Genomic DNA, 18,925 nt, shown 5'->3' with positions numbered 1-18,925 from the left:
CACGTGCCCGAACGCCCCACACCCCCTACCCGCGAGTCCCACGCTCCCGCCCGCGAGTCCCACGTTCCGGTGCGCGAGTCCCACGCTCGGGCCCGCGAGTCCCACGCTCGGGCCCGCGAGTCCCGCGTTCCCGCGCGCGAGTGCCGCGCTCCCGCCCGCGAGTCCCACGTTCCGGCGCGCGAGTGCCGCGCTCCCGCCCGCGAGTCCCACGTTCCGGCGCGCGAGTCCCACGCTCCCGCCCGCGAGTCCCACGCTTGCGCCCGCGAGTCCCGCGTTCCCGCGCGCGAGTGCCGCGCTCAGATGTCCGTGCCGCGGCCGGTCTTCTCCTGCAACCGGTCGATGAGCTGCGACGCCTCGGCCTTGGTGAGGTTCTCCGGCAGCTCCTCACCGGCCTCGCGGGCCAGTGTCTGCAGGTACGAGCGCTGCGGGCCGGTCATCTCCTCCTCGCCCGTGGTCCAGTCCCGCGGGTCCTTCTCCGGGTTCTGCGGTCCGGTCACCCCACACCTCCGTTCGCCGATGTGTTCGAAACCGGCTTACCCCGCGCGGCCCCGGATTATGCCCGGATCTCGTTGAGGTAGTTGTAGATCGTGTACCGGGTGACCTCCAGCTCACCGGCGAGGAAGTCCACCGCGTCCTTGATGAGGAAGAACCCGGCCTCGTCCAGCTCGCGCACCACCGCGGCCTTGTGCTTCTTCTTCATCAGCCCGACCGGGATCCCCGTCTGCGCGACCGCCCGGTCCACCAGAAACCGCTGCAGGCTGTCCACGTCGGGCGGGAAGCTCTCCGCCCGCACCTCGCTCGCCGGCCCCTGCGTCACCTCGCTGTTCACGCACAGGCAGCCGATCGCCACCCCGTCGGCGTCCCGCAGGAAGATGGTCGACGAGCGGATCGGCCTGCCGTCCGGGCCGTGGGTCTCGTAGTTCGTCAGGTCGTGCGTCGTGCCGCGGCGCACCAGCCCGAGCAGCAGGTCCGTCATCGGCCCGCCGGGCTCGCGGCCGGTGATGCCGCCCGCGATGGCGACGATCGAATCCGGCAGCTTGGACAGGTCGTGCAGCACGACCTCGTTGCCGGGCCCGAGCATCGCGGCCAGCCCGCTCACCGCCGGGACCAGCGCGGACAGCACCGAGTCGGTGGCGGACGCGGCTGGCACCTGGCTGGCCGGCATCGGGCGGGACAGGTGCTCCAGCGCGGTGCGGACGGCCTCCACCGCCGACGCCGGCGTGGACGCGTGCGGGGACAGCCGCACGTGGTCGGTGCGCACGGTGGCGGCGATACCCTCGGCGGCCAGCACCGCCCCGACCCGCTCCGCCGGGTGCCCGGGCAGGCTGAACGCGAGGATCCCGGCACGCCGGCCGGTCGCGGACACGATCTCCGCGCCCACCGTACGCAGCATCTCCTCCAGTTCGCCGACCCGCTCGGCGATGCGCGACTCGATGGCCGCGACCCCGGCTTCCTCGACCAGTTCCAGCGCGGCCGCGAACGCACCCGAGGTGACCGGGCTTAGGTTGCTGACCGACCACGACGCCGCGAACTCCGCCGGCGGGTGGATCTCGTCGTCGAACAGGCCCGCGTCGTGCGCGCCGGTCCAGCCCGACAACAGCGGCCGCATGCGCTCCAGCGCCCGGTCCGACAGCACCGCGAACCCGGTGCCCCAGCCCGCGCGCAGCCACTTCTGGCCGCCGACGACCAGCACGTCGGCCGCCTCCCACGGCGCGTCGACGACGCCGAAGCCCTGGATGCCGTCGACCACGAGCAGCCGGTCGCCGACGGTGTCCCGCAGGGCGGCGAGGTCGGCGCGGTAGCCGGTGCGGAAGTCCACGGCGCTGACCGACACCAGCGTGGTGTCCCCGGTCAGCTCCCGCGCCACCACCTCCGGCGTGACGTACCCCCGCGGCGGCCGCATCCGGCGCAGCGTGATCCGGCCGGCTTCCGCGGCGCGCGCCCACGGGTAGGTGTTGGCCGGGAACTCGGCGGCGGACACCAGCACCTCGCCGGGCGGGGCGTGGAACGCGGCCTGGAACAGGCCCTGGCTGGTGTTGGGCAGCAGGACGACGTGGTCGGTGTCGGTGCCGCACAGCCGCGCCACCGCCGCCTTCGCGCGGACCTCCTGCCGCATCAGGTCGTCCACTGTGGACGGGCCGGCCTTGGCGGAGGAGTTCAGCAGCCGTGCGGTGGTGTCCACGACGGCGTGCGACGGCGGGCCGTAGCGGGCGAAGTCCAGGTAGCCGGCGGGCTCGTCGAACTGGAGCAGGTAGCTGGGCGAGATCCTGGCCATCAGAGGATGCGCGCCAGGAACTGCCGGGTGCGCTCGTGCTCCGGCGCGCCGAGGACCTGCGCGGGCGGCCCGGTCTCCACGACCGCGCCGTCGGCCATGAAGACGACCTCGTCGGCCACCTCCCGCGCGAACCCCATCTCGTGTGTCACGACCACCATTGTCATCCCTTCGGACGCGAGCGAGGTCATCACCTCCAGGACCTCGCCGACCAGCTCCGGGTCCAGCGCCGAGGTCGGCTCGTCGAACAGCATCAGCTTCGGTTTCATCGCCAGCGCCCGCGCGATCGCCACGCGCTGCTGCTGGCCGCCGGAGAGCTGGTCGGGGTAGGCTTCGGCGCGGTGCGCGAGGCCGACCCGGTCCAGCAGCTCCAGCGCGGTGCGGCGGGCCTCGGCCGCGGACAGGCCCCGCACCCGGACCGGTCCCTCGGTGACGTTCTGCAGCACCGTGCGGTGGGCGAACAGGTTGAACCGCTGGAACACCATGCCGATGTCCCGCCGCTGACGGGCGACCTCGCGCTCGCGCAGCTCGTGCAGCTTCCCCTTGTGCAGCCGGAAGCCGATCGGCTCGCCGTCGACCCACACCTGGCCGCCGTCGATCGTTTCCAGGTGGTTGACGCACCGCAGGAACGTGCTCTTGCCCGCGCCGGACGGGCCGAGCAGGCACACCACCTGTCCCTTGTGGACTGACAGGTCGATGCCGCGCAGCACCTCGGTGCCGGCGAAGTGCTTGCGCACGTTGACCGCACGCAGTAACGGCTCGGTCATGTCAGGCCCTCCGCAGGGTCGTCAGGGCGCGGCCGACGCGCGACCACGGCCGGGCGGTGTGCGCCTCGGCGGCGAACGCGCGCTCCAGGTAGTGCTGGCCGACGCTGGCGACCGTGACCACGACCATGTACCAGACCGCGGCGGCCAGCAGGGTCTCCATGACCAGCAGGTTGTGCGACGAGATGTTGTTGGCCGCGTGGATCAGCTCGGTCACGCCGATCACCGACGCCATCGACGTGCCCTTGAGCATGTTGATGAAGTCGTTGCCGGTCGGCGGGATGATGACCCGCATCGCCTGCGGCAGCACGATCCGGCGCAGCGTCATGGCCGGGGTCATGCCGATCGACTTCGCCGCCTCGGTCTGCCCGCGGTCCACGCTGTTCAGGCCCGCCCGCACGATCTCGGCCATGTAGGCGCTCTCGTTGAGGGCGAGGCCGAGCAGCGCGGCGACGAACGCGCTGACGATGACGTTGGTCGGTTCGTGGACCAGGTAGCCGCCGGTGAACGGCAGCGGGATCGAGACGAACTCGAACACCAGCGCCAGGTTGAACCAGATCAGGATCTGCAGCAGCACCGGCAGGCCGCGGAACAGCCAGATGTAGACGGCGGCGACGACGCGGGCCACCGGGTTGGCCGAGCGGCGCATCAGCGCGATCACGACGCCGATCACGATCGCCGCGGCCTGCGCGATCACCGCCAGCAGGACGGTGTTGAGCAGGCCGACGGCCATCACGTGGTACCACAGGAACTCCGGCACCGTGTCGTACTGGATCTTCGCCTGCGCCAGCACCACGCCGAGCCCGGCCAGCAGGGCGAGGATGACCACCGCCGACACCCAGCGGCCCCAGTGCCGCAGGCGCACGATGGGCAGTTCGGCCTGCGGCAGCCGGGTGGTCAGGTCAGCTTCCGGCATTGACCGTCACCTTCGTGATCGCGCCCTGCCGCACGCCCCAGGCGTCGAGGATCTTGCCGTAGGTGCCGTCGTCGACGAGCGCGGTGAGGGCTTGCGCGACGGCGTCGCGCAGCTGCGGGTTGGTCTTGTTGACGCCGATGCCGTACGGGCCGCCGTTGATCGGCTCGCCGGGCACGACCTCGAAGAACTCGCCGCCGCCCGCGTTCCGGCTGACGTAGGCGGCGGTCGGCAGGTCGTTGAGGATGGCGGCGACGCGGCCGGTGCGCAGCTGGTTCTGGTTCTGCGAGTCGCTGTCGGTGGCCGTCGTGGTGACCTCCGGCTTCCCGGCCTGGACGCACCTGGCGCTCTGCTCGGCGGCGAAGGTCTGGTGGCTGGTGCCCTGCACGACCGCGACGGTCTTGCCGCACAGCGAGTCCGGGCCGGTGATGCCGTCCGGGTTGCCCTTGCGGACCATGATCGTGATACCGGAGGTGAAGTAGTCCACGAAGTCGATCTGCTGCTGGCGGGCCTTCGTGTCGTTCATGCCGGCCATCGTCAGGTCGAGGCGGCCGGACTGCAGGCTGGTGATCAGCGAGCCGAACGGCATATCAGTGTGCTGGGCGGTGAGGCCCAGCTTGGCGGCGACGGCCTTGGCGATGTCGACCTCGAACCCGACTGGCGTCTTGCCGTCGGCGGAGTAGAAGTTGTTCGGCGCGGACTGCATGTTCGAGCCGATGTTGAGCTTGCCGGCCTGCGCGACGGGAGCCGGGAGGGCCGCCGCGAGCTGCGGGTCTTTCGTGACGCCCTGCAGGATGGCCGCGGTGTCCGGAACGTCCGAGCCGGTGGCGGTGCCGCCACCTCCGGCGCCGTCGGACCCGCCGCCGCAGGCCGCCGTGACCATCAGGCAGCCGACGACCAGCGCGCCCCAGCGCGTCACCCGTGACCTCGCAGACATGGCATCTCCTCACCCGATCGAACGATGAGCAGGGACGCTACAACTGCGTGTTGAAGACGTCAACTGTGAGTTGAAATCGACGCGCAGGACCAGGACGAGCCGCTGGTTGCTGACGCTTGCACGCTGGTCGACAAATCCCCACGGGTCCAGCGGCCGCCCCACTGCGCCGGATCGGAAAGAGCGGGCAACCCACCCTCAGCCCCACCCGGCCACCGAGCGCAGGTAGCGCCCTGACCGCCACCATCGCCCGGTGGTGGTGCCGTTCCTTCCGGCCCGGAGGACTCGTGAGATGTCTCGGTCGCACCGGGTCCACGAGCCTCACGCTGGCCGGCGCCTCCGGCGCAGAGCAGTGCCCCCGGCGGTCGCATTCGCGCTCCCGCGAACCCCGGCTGGGCACGTGCCGCCGGAAACTCACCGTCACCCCTCGAACCGCCATTCGCCCGCTTGCCCTGCACCCGGCAACGCCGGCGCGGCGACCGCCCGCGGCTCAATCGGGTAGCAGGGGCACCGTCGGGCCGTCGTCGCGGCCGAGGAGCATCGCTCGCGTCACCGCTTTCGCCCCGTAGCGGTCGCGGACCCGGTCCAGGGCGGCGTCCAGGGCGTCCGGTGGGTGTTCGTCGAAGGGCAGCTCCAGTTGCACCGGCGTGTCGTTGTCCAAGTTGGACAGCGCGAGGCCGATCAGCGTGATCCCCCGCTCCCGGATCAGGGGCATCGCCGCGGCCAGCAGGCCCCGCGCGGTGGCGAGGATGTCCTCGGTGTGCGCCGTCGGACGCGGCACCGTCTGCGACCGCGTCGCGCGGCTGTAGTCGGCGAAGCGCATCCGCAGCACCACCGTCCGGCACACGCGGTGCGCGGCCCGCAACCGCCGCGCCAGCCGGTCGGTCAGCGCGGCGAGGATCTCGTCCAGCTCGTCCGGCGAACGCGCCCGCCGCCCCAGCGCCCGCTGCGCCCCGATCGACCGCCGCCGTCTCCCGGCCACGACCGGGCGCGGGTCCCGGTTGTGCGCCAGCGCGAACAGGTGCCGCCCACCGGCCCGGCCGAGCAGCGCCACCAGCTCCGCCTCGCCCCGCTCGGCGACCTGCCCCACCGTCCGGATGCCCCGCGCGTGCAGCTTCCCGGCCGTCACCCGCCCCACACCCCACAACCGCTCCACCGGCAGCGGGTGCAGGAACTCCAGCTCACGATCGTGCGGCACGACGAGCAGCCCGTCCGGTTTCGCCACCCCGCTGGCGACCTTCGCGAGGAACTTCGTGCGCGCCACCCCGACCGTGATGGGCAGCCAGACCTGCTCGGCCACCGCGCGCCGCAGGCCGGCCGCAATCTCACTGGGCGGGCCGGCGATCCTGGCCAGCCCGCCGACGTCGAGGAACGCCTCGTCGATCGAGAGCCCCTCCACCAGCGGCGTGATCTGCTCGAACACGGCGAACACCGCCTTGCTCGCCGCGCTGTAGGCCGCCATCCGCGGCGGCACCACCACCGCCGACGGGCACAGCCGCAGCGCCTGGGCGCACCCCATCGCCGTGCGCACCCCGCGCGCCTTGGCCTCGTAGCTCGCCGCCAGCACCACCCCGCCACCGACGATCACCGGCCGCCCGCGCAACGACGGATCGTCACGCTGCTCGACCGACGCGTAGAACGCGTCCAGGTCGGCGTGCAGGATCGGGCCCTCGTTCGTCACGAACACATGTTCGCACCCACCCCCGACATTTTCCGGTCCGCGGTGGGACGCTGTCCGCATGACCGAGAACGATCCGAAGGACGATCTGCACCGGTACCTCCAGGCGGCGCGCGAAGTGATGCTCTGGAAGCTCGAGGGCCTGTCCGAATACGACATGCGCCGCCCGATGACCCCGACCGGCACCAACCTGCTCGGCCTGGTCAAGCACCTCGTCGGCTGCGAGCTCGGGTACTTCGGGGCCTCCTTCGGACGCCCGTTCGGCCGCGAGCTGCCCTGGCTGTCCGACGCCGAACCCAACGCCGACATGTGGGCGCGCGCGGACGAGTCCAGCGCGGAGATCGTCGCCCTCTACCGCCAGGCCTGGGCGCACGCCGACGCCACCATCGGCGCGCTGGCGCTGGACGCGGTCGGCCACATCCCGGGACGGGAGCCGGTCACCCTGCACCGGGTCCTGGTGCACATGATCGCCGAGACCCAGCGCCACGCCGGCCACGCCGACATCGTCCGGGAGCTGGTCGACGGCGCCGCCGGCATGCGCCGCGACACCGGCAACCTGCCCGACGCCGGCCCCCGCTGGTGGGCGGACTACCGGGAGCGGCTGGAGCGGGTCGCGCGCGAATCCTTGCCTTGACGTCAGCGGCAACCTTTACGCTCGATCTCATGCGAATCGGGGAGCTGGCGCAGCGGGCCGGGACCACCACCCGCGCCCTGCGGTTCTACGAGTCCCAGGGGCTGCTGGCCGCGCGCCGGGCGGCCAACGGCTACCGCGAGTACGGCGAGGAGGACTTCCGGCTCGTCAAGGAGATCCAGACGCTGCAGGCGGTCGGGTTCAGCCTCGACGACACCCGGCCGTTCGTGGACTGCCTCCGGGCCGGCCACGAGACCGGGGACTCGTGCGCCGACTCGATCGAGGTCTACGAGCGCAAGCTCGCCGAGGTCGAGGCCTGCCTGGACCGGTTGCAGGCCGTGCGCGACGACCTGCGCGCCAAGCTCACCGAAGCGCTGGACCGAGAACCCGGCCCGTGCCGGGTCACCACTTCGTTCGAGGAGTCCCGATGACCGCCACCACCGACCTCTCCGGCGCCGTGCTCGCCGTGACCGACGAGACCTTCGAGGCGGAGGTGCTGCGCCACGACGGTCCCGTGCTGGTCGACTTCTGGGCGCAGTGGTGCCCGCCGTGCCACATGATCGCGCCGGTGCTCGCCGAGATCGCCGCCGAGCGCGCGGGCACCCTGGCCATCCGCAAGATCGACTGCGACGAGAATCAGCGCTTCGCGCGTGACCTCCGGATCATGTCGATGCCGACGCTGGTCCTGTTCCGCGACGGCGCGCCGGTGGCGCAGTGGGTGGGCGCGCGGCCCAAGGCCCGGTTGCTCGCCGAACTCGACGCGGCACTGAACGCATAACCCGGGCGCCACCGGGTAGGCCGCTGCCCGGAGGTGCACGGGGATGGTGGCACGGGCGCGATCGGCCTGGGCGGGTGCCGCGATCGGGATCGGGATCGCGGCGTTCGCCGACGAGACGGTCTTCCACCAGCTGCTGCACTGGCACCACTTCTACGACAAGTCCACTTCGGACGCCGGGCTGGTGTCCGACGGGCTGTTCCACGCGTTCGGCTGGTTCGCCACCGTTCTCGGCCTGGTGCTGGTGGCCGACCTGCGGCGGCGCGCGGCGCTGTCCGGCCGGGCGCTGCTGGGCGGGATCCTCACCGGCGCGGGCGCGTTCCAGCTCTACGACGGCACGATCCAGCACAAGCTGCTGACCCTGCACCAGATCCGCTACCACGTGAACCTGGTGCCCTACGACTGGGCGTGGAACGCGATCGCGGTGCTGCTGCTGGTCACGGGCGTGGTGCTGCTGGTGCGGGAGCGGGCACGTGCCTGACCACGTCGGCACTCTGCCTGAACCCGGTGGGACCTGGCCGGTCTCGCTCCTGGTCCTGGTGGCCCTGGCCGGCTACCTGAGCGCGGCGCGGCGCTGGCCCCGGTGGCGCACGGTGTCGTTCACCGCCGGGGCGCTGGCGGTGGTCGTGGCGCTGTCGACCCCGGCGCGGACGTTCACCGCCCACATGGCCCAGCACCTCGTGGTCGGCATGGCCGGTCCGCTGCTGCTGGTGCTCGGCCGCCCGGTCACGCTGGCGCTGCGGGTATGCCGCGGCCGCCGCGCGCTGGTGCGGGTGCTGCGGTCGTGGCCGGTGGCGGTGCTGGTGTTCCCGCCGGTCGCCGCGGTGCTCGACGTGGGCGGGCTGTGGCTGCTGTACCGGACGCCGCTGATCGCCCAGGCGCACCAGCCGTGGGCGCTGGCGCACGTGTTCGCCGCCGGGCTGCTGTTCACGACCGCGATCTGCCAGGTGGAGCCGGTGCGGCACCGCCACGGCCTGGCGCTGCGCGGCGCGACGCTGGTGCTGGCCGGCGCGGCGCACGGCGTCCTGGCGAAGACGCTGTACGCGGCCGGGGACGAGTTCCGGGCCGGGGCGCAGCTGATGTACTACGGCGGCGACGCGGTCGGGATCGCGCTCGCGCTGGTGATCTGCCTGCGGTGGTACCGGCGTCAGTCCCGCAGGCGCGCGCGGGCGAGCAGCGTCGACGCGCCGGTGACGACGGCCCGCCCGGCGCCGCGCACGCTCGAGGCGAGCACGGTGGCCCAGTCGAAGTAGTCCCGCCACAGCACGATCCGGCCGTCGCGCACCTCGAACGTGCCGCACACCCAGAACCGCGTGTCCCAGCTCCCGGCGCGCAGGACGTCGGTCCGCTCGGTCAGCACGATCGGGCCGTCGGCGGCGATGTGGTGCACCCGCGCCTCGAACCCGATGCGGTAGCGGCTGAGCATCCGCAGCTGCTTCTCCACGGCCGCGATGCCGCGCGCCGGCGGCAGCGGGACGTTCTGGTACACCACGTCCGGGTCGGCGAGGGACAGCGCGCCTTCGACGTCGTCGCGTTCCAGGGCCGTCAGGAACGAGGTCACCGTGCTCTTCGGGTCCGCCATGGCCCCAGGCTAACCGGTCAGAACGGGCGATCACCGGCGATCGCGACGCGTTCGGCGACCCGGGCGTGCGGGTGGTAGTCGTTGACCGCGTAGTGCTGGGTGGCGCGGTTGTCCCAGAACGCCACCGAGTTCGGCCGCCAGGAGAACCGCACCTGGTACTCCGGCACGTGCGCCTGCGCGAACAACAGCCGCAGCAGGCGGTCGCTCTCGTCGCGGTCCAGGCCGGTGATGTGCGTGGTGAAGGCCTGGTTGACGAACAGCGTCTTCCGCCCGGTCTCCGGGTGCGTGCGCACCACCGGGTGCTCGACCGGCGGGAAGCGGTCCTGCCAGCGGGCCAGCAGGTCGTGGTCGGCGAAGCGGGCGAAACCGGGCACGAAGTCGTGCACCGCGCGCAGCCCGTCGATCCGCTCGCGCACGTCGGCGGGCAGGTTGTCGTAGGCCGCGGCCATGTCGGCCCACAGCGTGTCACCGCCGAGCGGGGGCACCTCGACCAGGCGCAGCACCGACCCGAGCGCGGGCTCGGGGCGCCAGGTGACGTCGGTGTGCCAGATGTTTTCGAAGCCGGGCATGCCGGCGCCGCGGGCGAACCGGGTGACCTCGTCGGAGTCCCCGGACGGCAGGAACGGGTTGGTTTCCAGCGGGCCCCAGTTGCGCGCGAACGCCCGCTGCTGCGCCGCGGTGATGTCCTGGTCGCGGAAGAACAGCACCTTCCACTCCAGCAGCGCCCGGTTCAGCTCCTCCCGCAGCTCCGCGGTGAGCGGCCGGCGGAGGTCCACGCCGGTGATCTCGGCGCCGATCAGGGGGCCCAGCGGGCACAAGGTGAACATCTCGTAGGCGTGCGACCGGTCATTCTCGTGCAGGCGCGAGAGGAGCCGCGGACCCTCGAGGATGCCGTCGGCCGGAACCTCGGCCGGGCGCAGGCGGTCGACGCGTTCGGGCAGCTCGACGGGCATTTCGCGGACCTCCCGGGACGATCGCGGACGGGCTTCGATGATCACCGCGAGTGACCGGAGGCGGCAAGATACGTCCAGTATGTGGTCATCTCGTGCGGGCAGGATCTGACCGTGGGACCGTGTCAGGCCGTAGGGTTTGCGTCGTGAGCCTGCCCATCCTCATGACCGTCGACGACGACCCGGCCGTGTCCCGGTCGGTCGCCCGTGACCTCCGCCGTCGTTACGGCCAGGACTACCGCGTCGTGCGCGCCGCCTCCGGGGCGGACGCGCTCGAAGCGCTGCGCGAGATCAAGCTGCGCGGGGACGCCGTCGCCGCCATCCTCGCCGACTACCGCATGCCGCAGATGGACGGCATCACCTTCCTGGAGCAGGCGATGGACCTGTTCCCGTACGCGCGGCGCGCGCTGCTGACCGCCTACGCCGACACCGACGCGGCGATCCAGGCGATCAACGTCGTCGACGTCGACCACTACCTCCTCAAACCGTGGGACCCGCCGGAGGAGAAGCTGTACCCGGTGGTCGACGCGCTCGTCGACGCGTGGCGCGCGGCCGGTGACCGTCCGGTCGAGGAGACCAAGGTGATCGGGCACCGCTGGTCCGCGCCGTCCTACAAGGTGCGGGACTTCCTCGCCCGCAACTCGGTGCCCTACCGGTGGTACTCGGTCGACGAGCCGGAGGCGTGCCGCCTGCTCGAAGCCGCCGAGTGCGCGGCGGCGGACATCCCGGTGCTGATCACCCCGGACGGCACCGTGCTGCGCAAACCGGACGGCGAGCAGATCGCCGACGCCGTCGGGCTGTCCACCCGGCCGGCCGCGGAGTTCTACGACCTGATCGTGATCGGCGGCGGTCCCGCGGGGCTCGGCGCGGCCGTCTACGGCGCTTCCGAAGGGCTGCGCACGGTCCTGGTGGAGCGCCGAGCGACCGGCGGGCAGGCCGGGCAGAGTTCCCGGATCGAGAACTACCTCGGCTTCCCGGACGGCGTGTCCGGGGCGCAGCTGACCGACCGGGCCCGCCGCCAGGCCCAGAAGTTCGGCGCGGAGGTGCTGACCGCGCGGGACGTGACCGGTCTGGAGGCACGCGGTTCGGCGCGCGTGGTCCGGTTCGGGGACGGCAGCGAGATCGCCGCGCACGCCGTCGTCCTCGCCACCGGAGTCTCTTACCGGGCGCTGGAAGCCGAGGGCGTCGCCGAGCTGACCGGGCGCGGCGTGTTCTACGGCTCGGCCGCCACCGAGGCGCCGGACTGCGAGGGCGAGCACGTCTACATCGTCGGCGGCGCGAACTCCGCCGGGCAGGCCGCGGTGTTCTTCTCCCGCTACGCCAAGGAAGTCTCGATCCTGGTGCGGGGGCCGTCGCTGCGGGCGTCGATGTCGCACTACCTCATCGAGCAGATCGAGGCGATCGGCAACATCCACGTCCGCACCCGCACCACCGTGCTGCGCGCGCACGGCAGTGACCACCTCGAAGCGCTGACCCTGTGCGACGAGGAGCAGGGCATCACCGAGACCGTGCCCACCGGGCACCTGTTCGTGTTCATCGGCGCCGCGCCGCGCACCGAGTGGCTCGGCGACGACGTGCTGCGTGACGAGCACGGTTTCGTCTGCACGGGCGCCGATCTGGTGGTGGAGGGCAGACGCCCGCCGGGGTGGACCCTCGACCGGGACCCGTACCACCTGGAGTCGTCCATTCCGGGTGTGTTCGTGGCCGGGGACGTCCGCTCGCAGTCGGTCAAGCGCGTCGCCTCGGCCGTGGGCGAGGGCGCGATGGCCGTCTCGCTCGTGCACCGCTACCTGGAGGCACGATGACCGAGCCGCAGCTGACCCGCGAGTTCCTGCGCGAGCTGTTCCTGTTCACCGATCTGTCCGACGCCCAGCTCGACTGGATCCTGGACCACGCCAAGCTGGAGCACTATCCGGCGGACACCGCGATCATCAACGAGGGTGATCCGGCGACGTGCTTCTACGTGCTGCTGTCCGGCGCGCTGCGGATGACGCGGCTGGTGGGCGGCAGCGAGGTGGAGACCGTCCGCTCGGACCAGCGCGGCGCCTACTGCGGGGCGACGCAGTTCTTCTACGGGCAACACCAGCAGCGCTACGGCGCCTCGGTGTACGCGGTCACCGATCTGACGTTCCTGACGCTGCCCGCGAAGGAGTTCGCCGACCAGTTCCGCAGCTGGTTCCCGATGGCGACCCACCTGCTGGAGGGTTCGTACCTGGGCTGGCGCAACACCGACGCGCTGATCGGGCAGCGGCGGCGGCTGCTCGCGCTGGGCGAGATGTCGGCGGGGCTGACCCACGAGCTGAACAACCCGGCGGCCGCGGCGGTGCGCGCTACCGCGGCGCTGCGGGAGCGGGTCGCCGGCATGCGGCACAAGCTGGCGATACTGGCGAAGCGGGACATCGAGCCCGATCTGCTGGAGCTGTTGCTGGACGTGCAGGAGCGGCTGGTCAAGCAGGTGGCCGACGCGCCCCCGCTGACCGCGATGCAGCAGGCCGACCGCGAGGACGAGATCGGCGACTGGCTCGAGGAGCGCGACATCGAGCAGGGCTGGGACCTGGCCCCGATCTTCGTCGCGGCCGGGCTGACCGCCGAAAGCCTCGACCACGTGCTGGAGTCCGTCGGCGACGCCCTGCTGGACGGCGCCCTGCGGTGGCTGGCGTACGCGCTGGAGACCGAGATGCTGATGGGGGAGATCGAGGACTCGACCACCCGCATCTCGGCGCTGGTCGGCGCGGCCAAGCAGTACTCGCAGATGGACCGGGCGCCGCACCAGTGGATCGACGTGCACGACGGTCTGGATTCGACGCTGGTGATGCTCGCGGGCAAGATCGGCACCGGGGTGCAGGTCGTCAAGGAGTACGACCGGGACCTGCCGACGGTGCCGGCGTACGCGGGCGAGCTGAACCAGGTGTGGACGAACATCATCGACAACGCGGTGAGCGCCATGGAGGGAACGGGAACGCTGACGCTGCGCACCGCCCGCGACGGCGACCGGGTGGTGGTCGAGATCGGCGACACCGGCCCGGGCATCTCGGCGGAGACCAAGCAGCGGATCTTCGAGCCGTTCTTCACGACGAAGCCCGTGGGGGAGGGCACGGGCCTCGGACTGGACATCTCGTGGCGCATCGTGGTGGACCGCCACCGAGGCGACCTGAGGGTCGAGTCCGAACCGGGCAACACGCGGTTCCGGGTGTATCTGCCGATCACGGAGCAAGCCTCGGAGTGACGGCTACGCCGCGCTTGCCCGAGGATGCCGCTTCGCCGGCTCGTGGCTTCGCCGGCTCGCCAAGCTAAGCGGCATCCGGGCCCCGGGACGATGACCTGAGGCCGACGGCCGCGAGGCCGCCGACGAGTGCCGGGGCGTGCGCTGGCGCTGCGGGCTGTCGTACCGCTGGGCCGCGGCCGTGCCCTGTGGGAGGGGGCCGTGTCCACACGGTTCCCGCAGCCGACACCGGGCAGCGTTCCCGAACGGTCGTCCCCCGCCGGGGCCGGTGCGGTCTCCTCTGGGGCGGTCAGTATGGGGGCTCGGCGGCTGCGCCGCGCGGCCGACGGCTGGCGACCGCCGGCTGGTGGCTGGCGTGCTCCTGCGCGGCTTCCCGGTGGTAGCGGCGCGCCGCCGCGGGTACCGGCGAGCGTTCACCAACGGTGCCCCGGGACCGGTGCAGTTCCCGCCGGGTCAGCCAGCGCGGGGGATCGGCCAGGCTCGGTGGCTGCCCGCGCAAAGCGCGGGCTGGTGGCTGGCGTGCTCCCGCACGGCTCCCCGGTGGTAGCGGCCTGCCGCCGCGGGTACCGGAGCGCGTTCATGAACGGTGCCCCGGGGCCGATGCGATTTCCGCCGGGTCAGCCAGCGCGGGGGATCGGCCAGGCTCGGTGGCTGCCCGCGCAAAGCGCGGGCTGGTGGCTGGCGTGCTCCCGCACGGCTCCCCGGTGGTAGCGGCGCGCCGCCGCGGGTACCGGCGAGCGTTCACGAACGGTGCCCCGGGACCGGTGCAGTTCCCGCTGGGTCAGCCAGCGCGGGGGATCGGCCAGGCTCGGTGGCTGCCCGCGCAAAGCGCGGGCTGGTGGCTAGCGTGCTGCTGCGGCTTCCCGGCGGTAGCGGCGCGCCGCCGCGGGGACGGGCCAGCGCATCCGCACCGTCGTGCCCTGGGGGCCCGGCGCGATCTCCGCCCGCTCGGACAGCGCCCGGATCAGCGGCAGCCCCCGGCCGTGCAGCGGCCCCGGGTCCGCCGCGGGCGGCTGCCACCGCCCCCGGTCGGCCACGGTCACGTCCACCTCGCTCCCGCGCAGCTCCGCCGACAGCTCCAGCGGGCCGTCGGCCTGGGCGGGGTACGCGTGGGTCACCACGTTGATCATCGCCTCGTACGCGGCCAGCGCCATCGCGTCCGTGGTGTCTTCGGGCAGGTCCACGTCGTTCGCCCACTGGGTGAGGGCCTGTCTCAGAGTCGTCGCGTTGCGCGACCGCGCCGGCACCAGTCGGTGCAGGCGATGATCTCCGGCGTGCATCGAAGTCCCCTCGGCGTGTTCTTCGTCCCGCCGGGATTACCCACCGTGCACGGATTACACACGTGTCGGCCGGATCCGGGTCACCCGGTCGTCAGCTCCGCCCACACCACCTTGCCGTCGGGCGTGGTGCGCGTGCCCCACCGCGCCGCGGCCGCGTCGACCACCCGCAGCCCCTGGTGCTCGATCCCGCCGGTCGCGAGGATGTGCGGCAACGCCCCGGCCCGGTCCGCGACGTCCACCGTCAGCCGCGAACCGTCGTGGAACAGCCGCAGCGTCAACGGCGCCGACGCGTGCCGCGTGGCGTTCGTCACCAGCTCGGACGACACTTTCACCGCGCTCTCGGCCACCTCCGCCAGCCCCCACTCGGCCATCCGCCCGGCGACGAACTCCCGCACCGACCCCAGCGAGACGTCACTGGTCAGCGTCATCGACGCGACCCGCCGGTGCGCGCCCCGGTGATCCACGTACAGCAGGGCGACGTCGTCGTCGTGCCGTCCGCCGGTCAGCCGCTCGATCAGCTCGTCGCACGCGGCGCCCAGATCACCCTCGGCGGGCGCCGCCTCCAGCTCCGCCAGCAGCGCGTCGATGCCCGCGCCCAGCTCCCGCGTCCGGCTCTCCACCAGCCCGTCCGTGTACAGCACGAGCCGCATCCCGGGCGGGAACGGCGCCTGCTCCTGCGGGTACTGCTCGCCGACCCCCAGCGGCATGCCCAGCGCCTCCGCGACCTGCCGCATCGCGCCGTCGGCGCCGATCAGCACCGCGGGCAGGTGCCCGGCGTTGGCGTAGGTCAGGGTGTCGTCGATCGGATCGTGCACCGCGTACAGGCAGGTGACGAACGTCGCGCCGGGCGTGGTCCGCGCCAGCTGCGACACGTTGTGCAGCACGTCGGACGGCGGCAGGTCCAGCAGCGCGTAGGACCGGATCGCGGTCCGCATCTGACCCATCACCGCCGCCGCCGGCACCCCGCGCCCCACGACGTCCCCGATCACGAACGCGGTCCGGCCGCCGGGCAGCCGGATCACGTCGAACCAGTCCCCGCCGACCTCGGCCCCGGCCGCCGCGGGCAGGTACCGCGACACGATCCGCAGGCCCGGGATGTCCGGCACCGCGGGCAGCATGCTGTGCGCCAGCTCGGTCGCCATCGACCGGTGCCGCGCGAACATCCGCGCGTTGTCCAGCGCGATCGCCGTGTACCCGGCGATCCCCGCGGCCACCTGCTCGTGCCGCTCGGTGAACCGCCCCGGCTCGGGGTGGCCGAAGAAGAACCCGCCGAGCACCTCGCGCGTCGTCGGTGTGATCACCGGGACCGCCAGGTAGCTGCGCACCGGCAGGTGCCCCTCCGGCATCCCGTGGTGCGGCGCGTTGTGCCCGTACCGCGGGTCCCGGGTGATGTCGTCGCTGCGGACGATCCCGGTGCCGTTGAACGTCGGCGCGAACACGCCGGTGTTGCGTGGCATGGGGAAGCCGTCGAAGGTCTCCTTCGGGATGCCGGACAGCGTGTAGAGCGTGTAGGACTCGCCGAACTGGTCGATCAGGTTGTAGAAGAACGCCCCGAACCCCGCGCCGGTCCCGCGCGTGGCGGCGTCGGTCGCGTCCTGCACGAGCGTGTCGATGTCGAGCTGCGCGGTCAGCCGCTGCCCGATCGCCCGCAGCGTTTCCCCGAGCGCGGCCTCGGCCCCGGCCCGGTCGGCCGCGTCCTCCAGCGCCGCGCCCCGCACCCGCGCGGTGTCTTCCAGCAGCTCGGCGTAGTCCCGCAACGCGTCCGCGCGGTCCGCCGCCGGACCGTGCGTCAGCAGCCCGGCGCGGACGCTCACCGCGATCGAGCGGGCCATTGCCGCCGGCAGCCCGGCCGAGGCCGCGAGCACGATCCAGAACGCCCGCCCCGGCGACAGCGGCCCGCCGAACGCCAGCGCGCCGGGCAGCGGGATCACCGGGAAGCGCTCACCGGCGGGGCGCGCCGCGATCGCCGCGGCCAGCTCGCCGCCGGTCCGCGCGTCCCCGGCCGCCGCGACGAGAACCGGCGGACCGTCTTCGTCCACTGTGTACAGCTCGGCCGCGGCGGTGAACCCGTCCCGCAACCGCCGGACCACCGCCCGCGCGGCGGCGGTGAAATCCGGTGCGTCCCCGGCTTCGGTGCGCAGCACCGCGGCCACCCGGACGGTGTCCGACAGGCCGAAGGACGCGGGACCGCCCGGCCCCGCGTCCTCGTCGTCGGCTCGCCGCCCGGTCATCGGCCGTCCCCTTCCCGTCGGCGGGTGCCAGCCTAACCCCGCGCGGACGACCGTGACACGGTTCGCGCACGATTTCCCGTGCTCAGTTCACGCAGGAATCCGGCGCCGACGTGCCCGAGCCCGGCAGGTTCGCCACGAACGTGCGAACCTCGTCCGGCGCGAGATCGATCGCCGCGCCCGCCTCCGGCGAGCCGAGGTCCGTACCGGCGATCGGCACGGTCCCCATCCGCAGGTTGGCCGGGTTGATGTCCCGCAGCAGCGCGGCGAAGCCGAACAGGTCCCAGCCGGGGTCGATCAGCGTGTAGCGGTGCGCCGTCTCGATCAGCGTGGCCACGAACTCGGCATTGCCCAGGACGCCCGGGGTCATCATCCGCTCCGCGGCCGAGCGCAGGTAGGCCTGGAGCCGGACCACGCGGTCGAGGTCGCCGTTGGGCAGCCCGGCCCGCTGCCGGAGGAAGTCCAGTGCCCTCGAGTAGTCCAAGACCTGCTCGCCGGCGGGGAACGACACGCCGGTTCGCGGGTCGTGGGTGGCCGCGCGCAGGCACACGGGAACGCCCTGCAGCGCGGAGGCGAGCTGACCGAATCCGGGCATGCCGACCAGGGCGTAGTGGTCGATGCGGGTGCCGGTGAGCTGCTGCACGGCCTCGACGAGCGTGCGCGCCCCCGCTTCGGCCGCGGCGGCCCCGTTCCGGCCCTGCCGCTCGGCGGCGTCCTTGCCGCGGGTGTAGGCGCTGCTCAGCTTGCCCCGGCCGAAACCGGGGATGTCGACGAGCGAGTCGCGGGGGATCGAGGCGAGCGCGGCCGTGCCGTCCCGCCGGAACTGGCCGAGCACGACCGAATCGGCGATGCCGTAATCGTCCAGGCCGGCCAGCAGGACGTTCTGGTCGGCGGCCGGCGGTGTGCCGACGACGGGTTCGGCGCGTTGCAGCATCCGCGGCACTAGGATCGCGGCGACCGCCACCGCGACGACCGCCGCGGCGGCCACGACGAGCATCGGCGTCCGGTTGCGACGCGGCTCGGCGTGCGCCAGCCCGGCGAGCACGGCGCGCGGGTCCGGACGGCGGGCGGCCTCGGCGTGCAGCGCCGCGCGGATCAGCTGTTCGGTGGGGTCGGGGGTCATGACAGCGCCTCCGTCACGGGCAGGCCCCGGGGCCGGCCGCCTTCGGCGGCGCGCAGCGTGCTCAGGGCGCGGGAGATGTGGCTGCGGACGGTGCCTGCCGAGCAGCCGAGGGCCTCGGCGATCTCGGCGTCGGTGCAGTCCTCGTAGAAGCGGAGCACGATCGCGGCGCGCTGCTTGCGGGGCAGCGCGGCGATGCGGGCGCGCATGGCGTCCCGTTCGGCGAAGTGCTCGGCGGGGTCGGCGGTGGGCGTGCCGAGGGCGTCGAGCGTGCTGTGCGCGGCGGTGACGTTGCGGGAGGCCTTCAGCCGCCGCCACGACAGGTACTCGTTGGTGATCATCTTGCGCACGTAGCTCTCGGGCGCCCGTAGCCCGGCGATGCGGGACCAGCGGTGCTGGACGCGCAGCAGGGTCTCCTGCACGACGTCCTGCGCGAGGTGGGGATCGCAGGTCAGGGCCGTGGCGTAGCGGAGGAGGCGGTCGAGGCGCTGTGCCACGAAATCGTCGAAGCGGTCCCGCACCGGTGGTCCTTTCGTCGGATGACGGACCTTCAACGCGACGGGACCGCCCGGTTG

General features: G+C 72.8%; 19 protein-coding genes. 7 read left to right on the top strand and 12 right to left on the bottom strand.

The window, feature by feature from the left end; genetic code table 11:
- Positions 1-296 precede the first annotated feature (296 nt).
- The 6 genes from D0D28_RS22415 to dinB all read right to left on the bottom strand — a co-directional run bounded on the left by D0D28_RS22415 (position 297) and on the right by dinB (position 6,570).
- Positions 297-497: a DUF3072 domain-containing protein gene (locus tag D0D28_RS22415; protein WP_094008443.1), complete on the bottom strand. Its 201-nt coding sequence runs from the start codon at positions 495-497 to the stop codon at positions 297-299.
- A 56-nt stretch (positions 498-553) separates the two neighbouring features.
- Entirely contained in the window at positions 554-2,275 is a 1,722-nt protein-coding gene (locus tag D0D28_RS22410; RefSeq protein WP_116112058.1) for an aminotransferase class V-fold PLP-dependent enzyme, read from the bottom strand.
- Positions 2,275-3,039, bottom strand: coding sequence for an amino acid ABC transporter ATP-binding protein (locus D0D28_RS22405; protein WP_116112056.1), 765 nt, complete (start codon positions 3,037-3,039; stop codon positions 2,275-2,277). Before D0D28_RS22405 ends, D0D28_RS22410 begins: the two co-directional genes overlap by 1 nt.
- A 1-nt stretch (position 3,040) precedes the next feature.
- Positions 3,041-3,952, bottom strand: coding sequence for an amino acid ABC transporter permease (locus D0D28_RS22400; RefSeq protein ID WP_116112054.1), 912 nt, complete (start codon positions 3,950-3,952; stop codon positions 3,041-3,043).
- Positions 3,939-4,886 (bottom strand): ABC transporter substrate-binding protein, encoded by a 948-nt coding sequence (locus D0D28_RS22395; protein ID WP_167481592.1) that lies wholly within the window; start codon positions 4,884-4,886, stop codon positions 3,939-3,941. Before D0D28_RS22395 ends, D0D28_RS22400 begins: the two co-directional genes overlap by 14 nt.
- A 487-nt stretch (positions 4,887-5,373) precedes the next feature.
- A complete protein-coding gene (dinB, locus tag D0D28_RS22390; protein WP_116112051.1) occupies positions 5,374-6,570 on the bottom strand; it encodes a DNA polymerase IV in 1,197 nt (398 codons plus the stop codon).
- A 52-nt stretch (positions 6,571-6,622) separates the two neighbouring features.
- Between dinB and D0D28_RS22385 the strand changes: the two genes are divergently transcribed.
- Genes D0D28_RS22385 through D0D28_RS22365 form a run of 5 tightly spaced genes read left to right on the top strand, consistent with a single transcriptional unit; the run spans position 6,623 to position 9,220 of the window.
- Entirely contained in the window at positions 6,623-7,195 is a 573-nt protein-coding gene (locus D0D28_RS22385; RefSeq protein WP_116112048.1) for a DinB family protein, read from the top strand.
- A 29-nt stretch (positions 7,196-7,224) separates the two neighbouring features.
- Positions 7,225-7,623, top strand: coding sequence for a MerR family transcriptional regulator (locus tag D0D28_RS22380; RefSeq protein ID WP_094008449.1), 399 nt, complete (start codon positions 7,225-7,227; stop codon positions 7,621-7,623).
- A complete protein-coding gene (gene trxA, locus D0D28_RS22375; RefSeq protein ID WP_094008450.1) occupies positions 7,620-7,970 on the top strand; it encodes a thioredoxin in 351 nt (116 codons plus the stop codon). Before D0D28_RS22380 ends, trxA begins: the two co-directional genes overlap by 4 nt.
- 43 nt (positions 7,971-8,013) lie before the next feature.
- The gene (locus D0D28_RS22370; RefSeq protein ID WP_094008451.1) at positions 8,014-8,448 is read left to right on the top strand and encodes a DUF2243 domain-containing protein; all 435 of its coding nucleotides are present in this window, start codon (positions 8,014-8,016) and stop codon (positions 8,446-8,448) included.
- Entirely contained in the window at positions 8,441-9,220 is a 780-nt protein-coding gene (locus D0D28_RS22365; protein ID WP_198958369.1) for a cytochrome c oxidase assembly protein, read from the top strand. Before D0D28_RS22370 ends, D0D28_RS22365 begins: the two co-directional genes overlap by 8 nt.
- Here the strand turns inward: D0D28_RS22365 and D0D28_RS22360 are convergent.
- On the bottom strand, positions 9,115-9,549 hold the full coding sequence (locus D0D28_RS22360; RefSeq protein ID WP_094008452.1) for a limonene-1,2-epoxide hydrolase family protein: 435 nt from the start codon (positions 9,547-9,549) through the stop codon (positions 9,115-9,117). The two genes, D0D28_RS22365 and D0D28_RS22360, sit on opposite strands and share 106 nt — an antisense overlap.
- Positions 9,550-9,566: 17 nt before the next feature.
- On the bottom strand, positions 9,567-10,502 hold the full coding sequence (locus D0D28_RS22355; RefSeq protein WP_116112045.1) for a TauD/TfdA dioxygenase family protein: 936 nt from the start codon (positions 10,500-10,502) through the stop codon (positions 9,567-9,569).
- 143 nt (positions 10,503-10,645) lie between these two features.
- Between D0D28_RS22355 and D0D28_RS22350 the strand changes: the two genes are divergently transcribed.
- Together D0D28_RS22350 and D0D28_RS22345 are read left to right on the top strand one after the other, a co-directional pair.
- Positions 10,646-12,304 carry an FAD-dependent oxidoreductase gene (locus tag D0D28_RS22350; RefSeq protein ID WP_116112043.1) on the top strand — a complete coding sequence of 553 codons (1,659 nt, stop codon included), beginning with the start codon at positions 10,646-10,648 and terminating at the stop codon, positions 12,302-12,304.
- Positions 12,301-13,725 carry an ATP-binding protein gene (locus tag D0D28_RS22345; RefSeq protein ID WP_116112040.1) on the top strand — a complete coding sequence of 475 codons (1,425 nt, stop codon included), beginning with the start codon at positions 12,301-12,303 and terminating at the stop codon, positions 13,723-13,725. The genes D0D28_RS22350 and D0D28_RS22345 overlap by 4 nt, the downstream gene beginning before the upstream one ends.
- 839 nt (positions 13,726-14,564) lie before the next feature.
- Here the strand turns inward: D0D28_RS22345 and D0D28_RS22340 are convergent.
- The 4 genes from D0D28_RS22340 to D0D28_RS22325 form a co-directional block, all read right to left on the bottom strand.
- Complete coding sequence (locus tag D0D28_RS22340) at positions 14,565-15,002, bottom strand: ATP-binding protein (protein WP_116112038.1); 438 nt, start codon at positions 15,000-15,002, stop codon at positions 14,565-14,567.
- 80 nt (positions 15,003-15,082) lie between these two features.
- On the bottom strand, positions 15,083-17,233 hold the full coding sequence (locus D0D28_RS22335) for an ATP-binding SpoIIE family protein phosphatase (RefSeq protein WP_116112035.1): 2,151 nt from the start codon (positions 17,231-17,233) through the stop codon (positions 15,083-15,085).
- Between the two features lie 82 nt (positions 17,234-17,315).
- Positions 17,316-18,353, bottom strand: a complete 1,038-nt coding sequence (locus D0D28_RS22330; protein WP_116112033.1) for an LCP family protein — start codon at positions 18,351-18,353, stop codon at positions 17,316-17,318.
- Positions 18,350-18,871: a SigE family RNA polymerase sigma factor gene (locus D0D28_RS22325; RefSeq protein WP_116112030.1), complete on the bottom strand. Its 522-nt coding sequence runs from the start codon at positions 18,869-18,871 to the stop codon at positions 18,350-18,352. The genes D0D28_RS22330 and D0D28_RS22325 overlap by 4 nt, the downstream gene beginning before the upstream one ends.
- Positions 18,872-18,925 lie beyond the last annotated feature (54 nt).

The sequence above is a fragment of the Amycolatopsis ruanii genome (genome assembly GCF_003385175.1).
Classification (GTDB): domain Bacteria; phylum Actinomycetota; class Actinomycetes; order Mycobacteriales; family Pseudonocardiaceae; genus Amycolatopsis_E; species Amycolatopsis_E thermalba.
The sequence above is the reverse complement of the archived record's forward strand: the minus strand, read 5'-3'. Positions and strand labels throughout refer to the sequence as shown.

Bases quoted from the DNA above. Each gene is read 5' to 3' on its own strand.
- D0D28_RS22410 (WP_116112058.1), bottom strand. From the start codon at position 2,275: ATGGCCAGGATCTCGCCCAGCTACCTGCTCCAGTTCGACGAGCCCGCC.
- D0D28_RS22405 (WP_116112056.1), bottom strand. From the start codon at position 3,039: ATGACCGAGCCGTTACTGCGTGCGGTCAACGTGCGCAAGCACTTCGCC.
- D0D28_RS22400 (WP_116112054.1), bottom strand. From the start codon at position 3,952: ATGCCGGAAGCTGACCTGACCACCCGGCTGCCGCAGGCCGAACTGCCC.
- D0D28_RS22395 (WP_167481592.1), bottom strand. From the start codon at position 4,886: ATGTCTGCGAGGTCACGGGTGACGCGCTGGGGCGCGCTGGTCGTCGGC.
- D0D28_RS22385 (WP_116112048.1), top strand. From the start codon at position 6,623: ATGACCGAGAACGATCCGAAGGACGATCTGCACCGGTACCTCCAGGCG.
- D0D28_RS22380 (WP_094008449.1), top strand. From the start codon at position 7,225: ATGCGAATCGGGGAGCTGGCGCAGCGGGCCGGGACCACCACCCGCGCC.
- trxA (WP_094008450.1), top strand. From the start codon at position 7,620: ATGACCGCCACCACCGACCTCTCCGGCGCCGTGCTCGCCGTGACCGAC.
- D0D28_RS22370 (WP_094008451.1), top strand. From the start codon at position 8,014: ATGGTGGCACGGGCGCGATCGGCCTGGGCGGGTGCCGCGATCGGGATC.
- D0D28_RS22360 (WP_094008452.1), bottom strand. From the start codon at position 9,549: ATGGCGGACCCGAAGAGCACGGTGACCTCGTTCCTGACGGCCCTGGAA.
- D0D28_RS22355 (WP_116112045.1), bottom strand. From the start codon at position 10,502: ATGCCCGTCGAGCTGCCCGAACGCGTCGACCGCCTGCGCCCGGCCGAG.
- D0D28_RS22345 (WP_116112040.1), top strand. From the start codon at position 12,301: ATGACCGAGCCGCAGCTGACCCGCGAGTTCCTGCGCGAGCTGTTCCTG.
- D0D28_RS22340 (WP_116112038.1), bottom strand. From the start codon at position 15,002: ATGCACGCCGGAGATCATCGCCTGCACCGACTGGTGCCGGCGCGGTCG.
- D0D28_RS22335 (WP_116112035.1), bottom strand. From the start codon at position 17,233: ATGACCGGGCGGCGAGCCGACGACGAGGACGCGGGGCCGGGCGGTCCC.
- D0D28_RS22330 (WP_116112033.1), bottom strand. From the start codon at position 18,353: ATGACCCCCGACCCCACCGAACAGCTGATCCGCGCGGCGCTGCACGCC.